Origin of the sequence: Haemophilus sp. HMSC066D02, assembly GCF_001810545.1 — a bacterium.
Taxonomy (GTDB): Bacteria; Pseudomonadota; Gammaproteobacteria; order Enterobacterales; family Pasteurellaceae; genus Haemophilus_D.
This window is the reverse complement of sequence record NZ_KV801805.1, coordinates 258,608-271,671: the sequence shown is the minus strand read 5'-3', so window position 1 is coordinate 271,671 and position 13,064 is coordinate 258,608. Positions and strand designations below refer to the sequence as shown.

The window sequence follows — 13,064 nt, the reverse complement described above, 5'->3', positions numbered from 1 at the left end:
TTTATGCATAATATAGGAATTTTCCCTAAGTTATTTATTAATGCATCTATATTTTTATTTTTTACTTTACTTTTGATGTTCCCTAAAGGATATAACTACGGTTCGACGGCCTTATTAGTTTTAAGTGTATTATTTTTGTGTTATTTACTATATAAGAGAGTAAGTTTCTTAGCAATAGTGAAGCAGAATAAAGCTATTTTTGTGGTGACTACTTTTTATTTTTTAGTTTCGCTTTTCTTTATTTTCTTCCATGGGGAAAAAATTAATCTCATTGATAATCCATTGAGAGCGTTTTTATTTCTTTCTGTAATTATTTTTGTAGTTTATAGTTCGGTTAAATTTGATGTATTACTCTATAGTATTCCTTTAGGGGCCTTTATTTCAGGTGTAGTAGCTCTCTATCAGTATTATATTTTAAACTTGGAAAGTGCTTTCTATTACCAAATGAAGATCCAGTCAGGGGATATGGCGATGTCATTAGGCTTATTTAGTTTTAGTGTTGCTTTTTATTTTTTAGACGTAAAGAAAAGTAAGTTGGCTTTATTTTCAGTTGGTTGTGGTATATTCGGCGTTTTGGCTAGCATCCTTTCATTTGCTCGTGGAGGATGGATTAGTGCTCCATTCATAGTAATAACCCTTCTTTTTTTATATAGATATTTATTATCAAGAAAGGTATTAATAGGACTTTCGCTGATTTTGTGTTTTGGTGGAGCATTATTGATGATGAATAATCAATTTACTGGGAGAATTTCTGATGCAAAATATCAATTAGATGTCTATTTATCTAGTTATAATAAAGTAAGCTCTGTCGGTGAACGTTTAGATATGTGGAAGATTGGTTCAAAAGCTTTTTTAGAACACCCAGTTTCTGGGTGGAGTTTAAAAGAATTAGATTATTATAAAAAAGATTTAGCTGATAAAGATGTTGTAACTAAGGCGTCAATTTCGTTTTCACATTTACATAATCAATTTATAGATGAATTGGCAAAGAAAGGGATAGTAGGAGGCATTGCCATATTGAGTATTTTTATTATTCCTCTATACCTGTTCTACAGAAACGCAGTTGGACAGTTGAATAAAAGAATAAAATTTATTTCGATATTAGGTATTGTCCATGTACTATCAATGATTATTTATTGTATGAGTCAGTCATTTCTTGCGCATAATTCAGGAAATATCTTTTACTTCTTTGTTCTATTTTTATTTTATGCTTTCATGGTTAATGAAAGTACCACTACATCTGAATAAATAGAGCTTCTTCTTATGAGTAAAAGAATCCTCATCACCGGCGGTTCCGGCTTCATCGGTTCCGCCCTTATTCGATATATCATTAACCATACTCAAGATTATGTGATCAATATTGATAAACTGACCTATGCGGCAAATCAATCAGCTTTGAAAGAGGTAGAAAATAATCCTCGCTATGCTTTTGAGCAAATTGATATTTGTGATCTTAAGGCGACAGAGAGTATTTTTGAAAAATATCAGCCTGATGCAGTGATGCATTTGGCGGCAGAAAGTCATGTTGATCGTTCTATTTCGGGAGCGGCTGATTTTATTCAAACCAATATTGTTGGTACTTATACGTTGTTAGAGGTTGCTAAGAATTATTGGCATACCTTAGACGAAGCTAAAAAAACGATCTTTCGATTCCACCATATTTCTACAGATGAAGTGTATGGGGATTTATCCCTTTCTGCTCCCGCCTTTACTGAATATTCTCCTTATCATCCGAGTAGTCCTTATTCCGCCTCAAAAGCAGCGAGTGACCATTTGGTGTACGCTTGGCATCGCACTTATGATTTGCCGGTGATTATCACAAACAGTTCCAATAACTATGGGGCTTATCAGCATGCTGAAAAGCTTATCCCTTTAATGATTTCAAATGCAGTGATGGGAAAGCCTTTGCCAATTTATGGTGATGGGCAGCAAATTCGTGATTGGTTATTTGTGGAAGATCATGTTCAAGCTTTATATTTAGTTTTAACAAAAGGTCGAATCGGAGAAAACTATAATATCGGTGGAAATTGTGAAAAAACAAACCTTGAAGTGGTTAAAACAATTTGCCAATTACTCGAAGAACTTGCGCCAAATAAGCCTAATCACATTAAGTATTACGAAGATTTAATAACCTTTGTAAAAGACCGACCTGGTCACGATGTGCGATATTCATTGGATTGTTCTAAAATTCATGCAGAATTAGGTTGGCAACCACAAATAACCTTTGAACAAGGACTTTGTCAGGCGGTAAAATGGTACCTAGAGAATAATAGATAAATAAAGGATAACAACCACATGCAAATTACATTATCAACTACTCCCGCTTCGGAGAGTTGGGGCAAAAATGCCATTTTAAGTTTTAATCAAGATCAAGCCGTTATTCATCTTAAAGATAATGAAAAATCGAACCTTGTTTTAGTGCAAAAAGCCGCACGTAAGTTATGTGGACAAGGCATTAAAGACGTTGAGCTTGTGGGTGATGCATGGGAATTAGAAAATTGCTGGGCATTTTATCAAGGTTTTTATACCGCGAAGCAAGATTATTCGATTGAGTTTCCTCATTTAGATGACGAGCCACAAGATGAATTATTAGCTCGTATTGAATGTGGTGATTTTGTGCGTGGCATTATTAATGAACCGGCACAAACCCTTACCCCAGTTAAATTAGCCGAACGCGCGGCAGAGTTTATTTCTAAACAAGCCGAAAATTATGCCGATAAAAGTGCGGTCAGTTTTCAAATCATTTCTGGTGAAGCATTAAAAGAGCAAGGTTACCACGGGATCTTTACTGTGGGTCGCGGGTCTATTAATCCGCCAGCCATGTTGCAATTAGATTTTAACCCGACTAATGATCCAAATGCGCCCGTATTAGCCTGTTTAGTGGGTAAAGGTATTACTTTTGACAGTGGTGGTTATAGCATCAAACCAAGTGATGGCATGAGTACTATGCGTACCGATATGGGCGGCGCTGCGTTATTAACAGGCGCGCTAGGATTTGCGATTGCGCACGGTTTAAATCAACGTGTAAAACTCTATCTATGCTGTGCAGAAAACTTGGTGAGCGGAAATGCGTTTAAATTAGGGGATATCATCACATATAAAAATGGTGTAACCGCGGAAATTTTAAATACTGATGCGGAAGGGCGTTTAGTATTAGCAGACGGTTTAATTGAGGCCGATAGCCAAAATCCACAATTTATTGTCGATTGTGCAACCTTAACTGGTGCGGCGAAAGTAGCAGTCGGTAATGATTACCACAGTGTACTTTCTATGGATGATGCGTTAGTAAATAGCTTATTCCAAGCCGCCAAAGAAGAAAATGAACCATTCTGGCGTTTGCCTTTTGAAGCGTTCCATCGTAGCCAAATCACTTCTTCTTTTGCGGATATTGCAAATACAGGTACAGCACCGGTTGTCGCGGGCGCAAGTACTGCAACGGCATTTTTATCGTATTTTGTGAAGAACTATCAACAACGTTGGTTGCATATTGATTGTTCGGCCACCTATCGTAAATCAGGTAGTGATTTATGGGCGGTTGGTGCAACCGGAATCGGTGTGAAAACTTTAGCAAATTTATTAGTAACGAAAGCAAGTTAAGTAGGATTTTATGACAGAACGTACTTTTTCAATTATCAAACCCGATGCAGTAAAGCGTAATTTAATTGGTGCTATTTTAGGGCGTTTTGAATCACAAGGATTTCGTGTCGTTGCCCTTAAAATGGTGCAATTAACCAAAGAACAAGCCGAAGGTTTCTATGCAGAACATCAAGGTAAACCATTTTTTGACCCGTTGGTGGAGTATATGCTCTCTGGCCCGATAGTGGTTTCTGTATTGGAAAAAGAAAATGCCGTGAAAGATTACCGCACTTTGATTGGCGCAACGAATCCGGCGGAGGCGGCAGAAGGTACTATCCGTAAAGACTTTGCGTTAAATCAGCGTGAAAACTCTGTTCATGGTTCTGATAGCGTTGAAAGCGCAAAACGAGAAATTGCTTATTTCTTTGTAGATTCAGAAATTCAACCGTAATTCATTTCTATAAAAAAAGCACTTAGTGAATCGCTAAGTGCTTTTATTTTATTGCTTTTCAATTTTTGAGATAGTCTTTTCCAGAGGATCAATTTCAGCCCGAATATGAAAGGCTTTCGCCAAATTTTCCGAATTTAATACAGCTTTCGTTTCACCGACAGCTAACAATTTGCCTTGTTCTAATAGAATAATTTCATCACAAAATTGATAAGCCAATGAAAGGTGATGAATTGCGACGATGCATGTGTGTTGTGGTGTGAGTGATTTAAGCTGTTCCATCATATCAATTTGATAATAAGGGTCGAGTGGTGCAATCGGCTCATCGACCAATAAAACAGGGGATTCTTTAATACAGCAACGAGTGAGTTGTACGCGTGCTTTTTCGCCACCAGAAAGTTGTTGAAATGGCTTATTGAGTAAATGCGTTACCGCAAATTTTTCTGAAAACGCTTGAATTTTTGACCGCTCTTTTTCTTTTGATAAGGGCGTAGCTAAACCTAATGCAATCACATCATAAACGGATAAATCCCAATGAATTTGCGTATTTTGTGCAAGGTAAGCAATGTGTTGGCTTTTTTCAGTTGCATTCATTTTGCTTAATGGCTGATTATCAAACCAAATTTCCCCTTGTTTGAGAGGCAAGATACCCGCAATGGTTTTTAATAAGGTAGATTTTCCCGCACCATTGGCACCCATGATGCCGATCAATTTACCTGATGGAAGCGTACAGTTGATGTCATTTAAGCAATAGGATTGGGTGAGTTTTTCAATTCTAATCATAGATTTTTCTCTGTTGCGTTAATAACATCCAAATCAAGCAAGGGGCACCGATAAGCGCAGTTAACGTGCCGATGTAAATATGTGAGAACAGCGGTATGTATAAAATCGCTAAATCGGCTAGTAACAGCAATAATGCTCCAATTAATGCGCTGGTAAGGTAAAGCTGTGATGGGCGAGCTTTTAATAAAATACGGGCGAAGTGTGGTGCGATTAAACCGATAAAACCAATGGTACCGGTTTGAGGAATGGTCGCCCCAACTAATAAAGCCACACCAAAGGTACTGATGAAAAAGCTACGTTTGGGATCTACGCCCATGGTGCTCGCCGTTTCTTCCCCAAAGGTGAGTAAATCTAAGTATCGGCGAGTGTGGTATAAGCAGAAAATCCCTACCAGAACAATAGGGAGTGAAATAAGCAGGGTATCTAATTTCGCCCACATCAATGATCCTTGTAGCCAACGATAAAGTTCAGCTAATGCCCATGGGCTTTCCGCGTTGGAAAGCAATAATGCAATCGCTGAACCAAGCAACATATTGACGGCTAAGCCGCTTAGAATCATCATCGTGGTACCGTAGTTTTTGGCGATCAAATACACGATGAAAAAACTTAAAAGCGCACCAATCACACCACCGGCTAAGAGCAGTGAAAATGGCACGGCAAAATAATAAAGGATAAATACACTAGCAGCCGTAGCACCAGAGCTACTGCCAAGTAAGCCCGGACTCGCTAATGGATTTTGAAAAATACCTTGCATCGCATTGCCGGCAATCGCTAGGCTAGCGCCAGTCAATAAAGCTAAACCAATGCGTGGAAAACGAATATCCCACAGCACAATTGAGCGCATATCGGTGAGCACGCCATCCGCATTTTTGAGATGGGCAAAATCGCCTAGCTGATGATAAATCGCAAACCCGCTAATCAACAGCAACGCGAAGAAAAGTGCGGTATTTAATTTGAGTGTTTTGGTCAATGATCAATTTCCTATGTAATTCAAATATCATTTGTTAATTTGATTTTGTCAAATCTCCCCTAACCCCTCTTTGCTAAAGAGGGGGATTATAGTGTCGGGATTTATAATTCTGATGTTTTATTCTAATCATTTATACATAAAGACATATAAATATGCCATCTAGGGTTAATTTAATAATGAAATCCCCCTCTTTAGCAAAGAGGGGTTAGGGGAGATTTGTCAGCTACATTATTTTAACTGCTCATAAATCTTCTCCGCCCCTTGCCACACGCCATGATCGAAACAATAGGTATATTTCATCGGGATGCTGACAAGCGGTTGGTTTTTGAAAAAATCTTGCAACATAGGGTGGTGCAGTAATTCGGCTTGTGCATTGTAACCTTGTTTATCAGTCAGTGAAATGAGCACATTCGGTTGGCTTAAAATCACTTTTTCTAACGAGAAATTTTGTGCGGTAAGTGGTTTTTTTAACGGTGTTAATCCGAGTAAACTTAACAGCACGGGATATTGCGGATAATAACTTTCTACCACACCAGTTTCTGACAAAATCAGTGTATCAGTAAGCGGTCGATTTAAGTGAAAGTTTTGCGATTTGAGTTTTGTTACTAAATCTGCCGCCTTTTGGTCATTACCCAGTTGCTTGCCTAAGTCTAGAATCAGCGTAAATAATTCATCAGGCGTTTGTGGACTGTCGTTAATCGGGATAATCTTCACACCGAGTTTTTTCAGCTCCGCGACTAATTGTGGATAAAAGGTTTCGTTAATCAGAATCGTTTTATCCAAATAGGGCAATAATTCCGTTAATTGCGGTTCTAGTACAGGTTTGTCGGTATTAATTTTATCCAACATCATCAACGGATTTTTTGAATAAGGTGACTGTGCAGCAATTTGTGAAGGCTCAGCCAGTTCAATAAGTAATCTGTCGCTGCAAAGCGTGAGCGAGACAAATTGTTCCGAAGCCTGAGCGGTAAACGGAAGGAAAAGTGCGGTTAAAATTAAGCGAGTTTTTTGCATATAGATAATGATACGCTACGCCATCAAGAATGTAAAAAGGCGTGCTAAGCACGCCCTTGTTAGTGAGTAATAATTAGAACGATCCTTTCAACCCAACGTAAACATTACGTCCTTCTTGGCCATAGCCCAGTACGTTTTCGTATTTTTTATTAAATACGTTGTTAAGGTTCGCATAAATCGTCAAGCTATCCGCTACTTTATAGTTCACGCCTAAGTTTGCCAAGGTGTAAGATGGCAATTTCACTTTATGTGTGCTGTAAGTTGGTGAGTAGTAGGTATCCATGCGTTTGCCTGTGTAAGATACATTTACATCTGCACCCAATTTTTCAGTGATTTGGTATGCTAAGCCCGCGTTCGCTAAATGTTTTGGACGACGTGCCAATTCAGCGCCTTTGCTATCTCGAGTTTGGGTGTAAGTGTAGTTCGCATAAGCAGTTAATGCATCGGTGATTTTACCGTTGTAAGCCACTTCAACACCTTTCACTTTGCTCTTACCTTCAAGGTTCACTGCACGGCTTGCATAGGTAGTGAAGTTGATGACTTCGCTGCTAATCGCGTTTTTCACGTTGCGAGCGAAATAAGTCACATCAAAGCTGTGACGACCATCATTGGTTTCAAATAAGAAACCAACATCGCCACCTAAACTTTTCTCTGGTTGTAAATTCGGGTTGCCGATATAGCGCGCGTTGTAACCGTAGTATTCCGTGATTGTAGGGTTTTGAATCGCCGAACCTAAACTTGCGTGTGCTTTCACGTTATTGTGTAAACGGTAAGCGCCTGCAATACGGCCCGTCCATGAGTTTTCATATTCAGAGCTGTCAGTGTAACGACCACTAATATTTAAACTATGATCTGCATCGTGCAGTAAGCGATATTCTGCTGCTAAGCTTTTCTCAACAAGTTTTTTATTACCCGCATTGTTGAAATAAGACGAGTTGAAATCGGTTTTTTGATAGTCAGTTAAGAAGCTTAAACCTTGTGTGAGAGTGCCTTCACGATCGAAATTGACATCTAATTGATAGTTTGCGTTGAGTTTTTTCGCATCGTAAGCCGATGTATAGCCAACGGTATCGCTGTCAGTTTTGAGATGGCTTACACCAACCTTATGTTTAAGCAATTGATCATCATTACCTAAGAAACCGCTTAATTTGAATAAGGTATCACGTGTGCGAGTGTAGTGGCCTTTTTCATCCGTTGCACTGTTATCAAAGTTAGCAGTTTGGCTGCTGTGAGAGGTTAAGAAATCAAAACCTTTTTGGTTATCGTCATAGCCAAAACGAAGAGAAGCGTTATCACGGTGGAATTTATCGCGTTCGCTTGAGCCACCTGTTCTGACCGCTGTACCATCTTGCGCGGTGTAGTTAAAGCGGTTTTTGCTGAGTGCCGAAATGCCTTTGGTGTGGTGGCTATCACCGTGTAAAGCGTAATAGAAACCGTTATTTGAGCCTGAAAGGGTTAATGAACCATCTACTGTACGATTAGAGCCTGTGCCGAAATCGTAATCAACGTTGAAGGTTTTACCTTTTTCTAAGCCTTTCTTCGTGGTGATATAAATCACACCACCCATCGCATCACTTCCCCAAAGAGCGGATTGCTCGCCGCGTAATACTTCGATGCGGTCAATATTGCTTAATGCTAAGCCACCGAAATCAAAGCCGTAGCCAGAAACTGGGTTCACTTTCACGCCATCAATAATCACAGCTGTGTGGTTTGCATCCGCACCACGTAAGAATACATTAGTTAATGTGCCACGACCGCCTGAAGTACTCACGGCTAAACTCGGTACAGTTTTCAATACGTCGCTGACATAAGTTGCCCCACGTTGTGCAAAATCTTTTTCAGTTAAAACAGTAACAGATGAGGCGGTTTGATGAAAGCTAGTTGGTATTGCTGATGCAGAATAGACGTTAATCACATCTAATTTTGCCACGTCTTCAGCCGCCGCTAATGCTGGAATTGCTAATAAAATCGCTGAAGTAATCACATTTTTTTTCATTTTAAAATCCCTAGGATAAAAGTCTGTATAAAAGCGCCAGCAGTTTACACATTTGAGGCTTGGCAAGCAAATCTCTCATGATGAAAATAACTCATCATCAAAATGAATGAAATTTAAGAGAAATAAAAAATTTAAGGATTTTTCTGACCGCACTTTTTCGCCTTTATCCGCCTTATAGTTTCAAGTATAATGCCTGTATTTTTCATCACATTGTTATTAAAAAAATTATGAGTACAAAATTCAACGTAAAAACATTCCAAGGCATGATTTTAGCCTTGCAAGAATATTGGGCAAATCAAGGTTGTACCGTTGTTCAACCTTTTGATATGGAAGTGGGCGCAGGGACTTCTCACCCAATGACTGCATTACGCGCATTAGGCCCTGAGCCAATGGCATTTGCTTATGTGCAACCTTCACGTCGTCCGACCGATGGTCGTTATGGCGAAAACCCAAACCGCTTACAACATTACTACCAATTCCAAGTGGTAATTAAACCTTCTCCAGATAACATTCAAGAACTCTATTTAGGTTCACTTGAAATGCTCGGTTTCGATCCAACACAGAACGATATTCGTTTCGTGGAAGATAACTGGGAAAACCCAACTTTGGGTGCTTGGGGTTTAGGCTGGGAAGTGTGGTTAAATGGTATGGAAGTGACCCAATTTACTTATTTCCAACAAGTGGGTGGTTTAGAATGTAAACCGGTAACAGGTGAAGTGACCTACGGTTTAGAGCGTTTAGCGATGTACATTCAAGGCGTAGATTCTGTGTATGACCTAGTTTGGTCTGACGGCCCATTAGGCAAAACCACTTACGGTGATGTGTTCCATCAAAACGAAGTCGAGCAATCCACTTACAACTTTGAATACGCGGATACTGATTTCTTATTCTACTGCTTTGATCAATACGAAAAAGAAGCAAAAAGCTTATTAGAATTAGAACGTCCGTTACCATTACCGGCTTACGAGCGCATTTTAAAAGCTGCACACAGCTTCAACTTGTTAGATGCACGTAAAGCGATTTCGGTCACAGAGCGTCAACGCTATATTTTACGCATTCGTGCATTAACTAAAGGCGTGGCGGAAGCGTACTATGCGAGCCGTGAAGCCTTAGGTTTCCCAGGTTGTAAAAAATAAGGCGAAAAACGACCGCACTTTAAGCATTAACACAACGATATAAGGAGAAAATGATGAAAGATTTTCAATACCCAGACGATATTTATACTGAAGCAGAAACTGATCCTAATACACTCGCGAATTTAGGCCCATTGGCAAAATTAGCGGGTGTTTGGGAAGGTAAACGCGGTGTGGATATCAACCCAAAAGCAGAAGGGCCAGAAAAAGATCCTTATATCGAACGTTACGAAGCCCATCCAACGGATGCGCAAACCAATGGTCCGCAACTCTATTATGGATTACGCTATCACACCCATATTGTACAACCAGGCGAAGTGGAGACGTTCCACGATCAAGTGGGTTATTGGTTATGGGAACCTGAAACAGGCAATATTTTATTAACAGGCAGCATTCCACGTGGCCAAACGTTTATTGCTGTCGGTAATGCACCGGCTGATGCGAAAGAGTTTACGGTAAAAGCAGTACGTGGTTCACTAACAAACGGTATTATTTCTAATCCGTTCTTAGAGCGTTCATTTACCACGGAAAGTTTTGAAATGACGGTAAAATTCCATGATGATGGCTCTTGGTCATACGATCAAACCACAACCATGATTATCCCGAATTATGATGCGCCATTTGAACATCGCGATCGTAACCGTTTAACGAAAATTGCTGACCCGAAATTAAATCCAACTGCGGCAGCAGAACAAGGAGGTGAATAATGAAACCTATCCTTTATTATGCAGCAGATTGCCCTGATACTGCGCCATTTGTGGCAGAGTTAAAACGCTTGGGCGTGGATTATGAGGCAGTGGAAGTATTATCTTCCATTCCAAACTTGAAACAATGGTTGCGTTTGCGTGATCGTCATGCCGCATTTGATGATGCAAAAGCACAAGGCTATGCGGGCTTTCCGGCATTATTGTTAGATGATGACCGTGTTATTTTAGATGAATCCAAATTAAAAGAGATTTTTTAAAGTAATGAAGAAAGTCAGTTTTTTGCAATTTTTATTTAGAATTGGTGATGACTATTTAATGTTTTTGCGAAATTTAACACCCGCTGTGTTGTTTTTATCACTCGCGTTATTTATGTATTCTGAGCTGAATTGGACACATTGGGCGTGGAGTAATGTGCTCGTGCTGTTTTTAAGTTTGGCTTCAGGATTTATTGCACTCAGCGTCATGGCAATAAATACCGTCGCTTTTGTACGCAAGATGCTGAAAACCTTAAGAACACTAGGCGGAGAGAGCGAACTTGATGAAAATATTGGTACGCTCGCATTATTTAAAATGCTCTGGGTGGAGAGCAACAGTAAACAACTAATCTTTTTTGCGGTAGTCAATATTGTTGCAGTATTTATGGTGTTAGTTTACGGCACCAAATATGCCTTGAATTTTTATAGCTCAATTTCAACATTAAATGATTAGGTCTTAAAGGCATAATAGAAAGTTAGGTTAAGTCTCGAATATGAAAAAAACAGTCCTAAAACTCACCGCACTTTTACTTGGTTTGACGCTTGCAAGCGGTGTATTTGCAACAGAAAATCGCCAAAACAAACAGAATGAAGATTACGAACTTGAGAAAGTCTTAATTTTCAGCCGCCATGGATTACGCTCGCCAGTGGAAAAAGATCCACAAGAGATGGCAAAATATTCACCGTATGCGTGGGCAAAATGGGATGTGCCATCAGGTTATCTCACGGCAAAAGGAACGGTATTAGAAACCTATTTTGGCCAATATTTAGGTCAATGGCTTGCAGATAAAGGGTTATTAACAACTGAACGTTGTGCATCGGGTGAAGGTATTTTCGCTTATGCGAATGCAGTACAACGCACAGTTGCAACGGGGCAAGCGATTGTGGCAGGTGCTTTTGCCGGATGTAGTGTGCAATTACAACATCGTGGTGAAATTGGTTCAGAAAAAGATCCAATTTTTACTACAAAAGTCCATAACCCAAGTAAAGCTTTGATCGAATCAGCAAAAAATAATGTAGATTTAACCGCTTTACAGCAAAAATTAGCGCCAAATTATGCGCTATTAAGTGAAATTATCGATTACAAAAACTCACCAAACTGCTTGCAAAAAGGCGAGTGTGATTTAGGTGGAAAAGTCGGTGAATACAGCATTAAAGACGGAAAGTCGGTCAAGATTACTGGCTCTATCAGCACAGGAAAGAAAATAGTTAGTGCATTATTACTCGCGCATTATGTGGGTAAGCCTGATTCAGAAATTGCAAACGGTCGTGTGAATAGCCAAGACAAATGGCGTGCAATTAACGAAATTAAAAACGAATATTACCGCACTTTATTTAAAAACAACGAAGCGTTGGCACAAAATGCCTCATATCCGTTATTGGCATTTATTCAGCAACAGCTAAATAGTGAGAACAAAATTAACTTATTGGTTGGACATGATTCTAATATCGTCGCTCTGCTTGCAGCACTGGGCGTTGAGCCTTATGAGTTGGATGATTCATTGGAAAATATCCCAATCGGTGGCAAGTTACTATTTGAAGTGTGGAAGCACAAACCAAGTGGGAAGCTTAAATTTAAGTTGGATTATGTTTATCAAACCACTGAACAGCTGATCAATATTACGCCATTAAGTTTAGCGACACCACCAAACCAAACAGCATTAACCCTCAAAGGCTGTGAAAAAGATGAAAAGGGCTTTTGTGATTATGAGCAATTTCAAAAGGTGTTGAGTGAAGGGATTGAGAACGGCAAGAAGTAGCTTTCATGCAACCCTATGAAAAATACTTAAAAGAGAATTCGCAGAAACTGCGAGTGGATCAAACGGATGCGGAAAGAAAATTATGGCAACGCATTAATCGAGATCAATTATTAGGATTTCGATTTAATCGACAAAAGCCACTTTTAAGTTATATCGTTGATTTTTATTGTGCGAAAGCAAAGCTGATTATCGAATTAGACGGTAGTCAGCACTATGAACCTGATTATCAGGAAAAAGATGCATTGCGAGATGCTGAATTAAATTCACTTGGTTTTACGGTGATGCGGTTTAGCAATGATGAAGTCATGCGTGAAATTGAAGCGGTAGTAGAGCAGATTTATTTGTTTTTAGAGAATGTAAGGGCTGATTGAGTATGAGCGTTAAGTAGCTCTGCCAAATCTCCCCTACCCCTCTTTGCTAAAG

The 13,064-nt window shown here is 39.4% G+C and carries 14 protein-coding genes; 10 read left to right on the top strand and 4 right to left on the bottom strand.

Translation table 11 applies throughout. The annotated features are described in order from the left end of the window. Window positions 1–3: 3 nt before the first annotated feature. The 4 genes from HMPREF2750_RS03970 to ndk are packed head-to-tail and all read left to right on the top strand — an operon-like array spanning window position 4 to window position 4,027. Window positions 4–1,248: an O-antigen ligase family protein gene (locus HMPREF2750_RS03970; protein ID WP_070582633.1), complete on the top strand. Its 1,245-nt coding sequence runs from the start codon at window positions 4–6 to the stop codon at window positions 1,246–1,248. Between the two features lie 15 nt (window positions 1,249–1,263). Further along, window positions 1,264–2,277, top strand: a complete 1,014-nt coding sequence (gene rfbB, locus HMPREF2750_RS03965) for a dTDP-glucose 4,6-dehydratase (RefSeq protein ID WP_070582632.1) — start codon at window positions 1,264–1,266, stop codon at window positions 2,275–2,277. A gap of 18 nt (window positions 2,278–2,295) precedes the next feature. Then, entirely contained in the window at window positions 2,296–3,597 is a 1,302-nt protein-coding gene (gene pepB / locus HMPREF2750_RS03960) for an aminopeptidase PepB (protein WP_070582631.1), read from the top strand. Between the two features lie 10 nt (window positions 3,598–3,607). Next, on the top strand, window positions 3,608–4,027 hold the full coding sequence (ndk, locus tag HMPREF2750_RS03955; protein WP_070582630.1) for a nucleoside-diphosphate kinase: 420 nt from the start codon (window positions 3,608–3,610) through the stop codon (window positions 4,025–4,027). A 48-nt stretch (window positions 4,028–4,075) separates the two neighbouring features. Here ndk and HMPREF2750_RS03950 read toward each other — a convergent pair whose 3' ends face one another. The 4 genes from HMPREF2750_RS03950 to HMPREF2750_RS03935 form a co-directional block, all read right to left on the bottom strand. After that, the gene (locus HMPREF2750_RS03950) at window positions 4,076–4,807 is read right to left on the bottom strand and encodes an ABC transporter ATP-binding protein (RefSeq protein ID WP_070582629.1); all 732 of its coding nucleotides are present in this window, start codon (window positions 4,805–4,807) and stop codon (window positions 4,076–4,078) included. Continuing rightward, window positions 4,800–5,777 (bottom strand): FecCD family ABC transporter permease, encoded by a 978-nt coding sequence (locus HMPREF2750_RS03945; protein WP_070582628.1) that lies wholly within the window; start codon window positions 5,775–5,777, stop codon window positions 4,800–4,802. Before HMPREF2750_RS03945 ends, HMPREF2750_RS03950 begins: the two co-directional genes overlap by 8 nt. A 228-nt stretch (window positions 5,778–6,005) precedes the next feature. Further along, window positions 6,006–6,791 (bottom strand): substrate-binding domain-containing protein, encoded by a 786-nt coding sequence (locus HMPREF2750_RS03940; RefSeq protein ID WP_070582627.1) that lies wholly within the window; start codon window positions 6,789–6,791, stop codon window positions 6,006–6,008. Between the two features lie 73 nt (window positions 6,792–6,864). Further along, the gene (locus tag HMPREF2750_RS03935) at window positions 6,865–8,787 is read right to left on the bottom strand and encodes a TonB-dependent receptor plug domain-containing protein (RefSeq protein ID WP_070582626.1); all 1,923 of its coding nucleotides are present in this window, start codon (window positions 8,785–8,787) and stop codon (window positions 6,865–6,867) included. A 227-nt stretch (window positions 8,788–9,014) separates the two neighbouring features. On the opposite strand from HMPREF2750_RS03935, the gene glyQ reads away from it, so the two are divergent. Genes glyQ through HMPREF2750_RS03905 form a run of 6 tightly spaced genes read left to right on the top strand, consistent with a single transcriptional unit; the run spans window position 9,015 to window position 13,012 of the window. Further along, window positions 9,015–9,923, top strand: coding sequence for a glycine--tRNA ligase subunit alpha (gene glyQ / locus HMPREF2750_RS03930; protein WP_005695296.1), 909 nt, complete (start codon window positions 9,015–9,017; stop codon window positions 9,921–9,923). 53 nt (window positions 9,924–9,976) lie between these two features. Next, window positions 9,977–10,627 carry an FABP family protein gene (locus HMPREF2750_RS03925; protein ID WP_070582625.1) on the top strand — a complete coding sequence of 217 codons (651 nt, stop codon included), beginning with the start codon at window positions 9,977–9,979 and terminating at the stop codon, window positions 10,625–10,627. Continuing rightward, window positions 10,627–10,884: a hypothetical protein gene (locus HMPREF2750_RS03920; RefSeq protein ID WP_049380690.1), complete on the top strand. Its 258-nt coding sequence runs from the start codon at window positions 10,627–10,629 to the stop codon at window positions 10,882–10,884. The genes HMPREF2750_RS03925 and HMPREF2750_RS03920 overlap by 1 nt, the downstream gene beginning before the upstream one ends. A 4-nt stretch (window positions 10,885–10,888) precedes the next feature. Continuing rightward, window positions 10,889–11,335, top strand: a complete 447-nt coding sequence (locus tag HMPREF2750_RS03915) for a hypothetical protein (RefSeq protein ID WP_049384805.1) — start codon at window positions 10,889–10,891, stop codon at window positions 11,333–11,335. A gap of 40 nt (window positions 11,336–11,375) precedes the next feature. Then, window positions 11,376–12,641, top strand: a complete 1,266-nt coding sequence (locus HMPREF2750_RS03910; protein WP_070582624.1) for a histidine-type phosphatase — start codon at window positions 11,376–11,378, stop codon at window positions 12,639–12,641. A 5-nt stretch (window positions 12,642–12,646) separates the two neighbouring features. After that, entirely contained in the window at window positions 12,647–13,012 is a 366-nt protein-coding gene (locus tag HMPREF2750_RS03905; protein ID WP_049364812.1) for an endonuclease domain-containing protein, read from the top strand. The last annotated feature ends 52 nt before the right edge of the window (window positions 13,013–13,064 follow it).